This is a genomic window from Puia dinghuensis (assembly GCF_014642875.1).
Taxonomy (GTDB): domain Bacteria; phylum Bacteroidota; class Bacteroidia; order Chitinophagales; family Chitinophagaceae; genus Puia; species Puia dinghuensis.
Map to the genome: position 1 here is coordinate 1 of NZ_BMJC01000023.1, position 629 is coordinate 629.

The window sequence follows — 629 nt, forward strand, 5'->3', positions numbered from 1 at the left end:
AGTCGGGCCACAGTTCGAGGAATTTGCCCGGTTGATCGGCGCACACATCGGGCAGGAGGTAAAGGTGGCGTGGCCGAATGCGACGACCTATCTCGGCCCGCATCCCGGTATTGACCGGGTGATTCTGCGGCACAATGTGATCGGTACCCCGCGGCATCGGCAGCTGCCGATTCGCCGGGTTTCCCCACCCGAGGAAAGCCGCTACCAGATGGCGCTGCCGAAGTAGGGCGATCCGTTCGCGATGCCGGCATGAACGGGCGGCATCAAATTAGTGCAGGAACCTTTCAGTTTAGCGACGATAATGGCTATAGCACTAAGGAGGATGATCCGATATGACGCAGTCGCAGACCGTGACGGTGGATCAGCAAGAGATTTTGAACAGGGCCAACGAGGTGGAGGCCCCGATGGCGGACCCACCGACTGATGTCCCCATCACACCGTGCGAACTCACGGCGGCTAAAAACGCCGCCCAACAGCTGGTATTGTCCGCCGACAACATGCGGGAATACCTGGCGGCCGGTGCCAAAGAGCGGCAGCGTCTGGCGACCTCGCTGCGCAACGCGGCCAAGGCGTATGGCGAGGTTGATGAGGAGGCTGCGACCGCGCTGGACAACGACGGCGAAGGAACT

2 pseudogenes are annotated in these 629 nt (G+C 61.4%); both read left to right on the forward strand.

Features of this window, described 5'->3' with window-relative positions:
• Nucleotides 1-226: pseudogene (locus tag IEY39_RS30335) on the forward strand (hypothetical protein); the annotation flags it as partial.
• 106 nt (nucleotides 227-332) lie between these two features.
• Nucleotides 333-629 (forward strand): annotated as a pseudogene (locus tag IEY39_RS30340) (type VII secretion system ESX-1 target EspB); the annotation flags it as partial.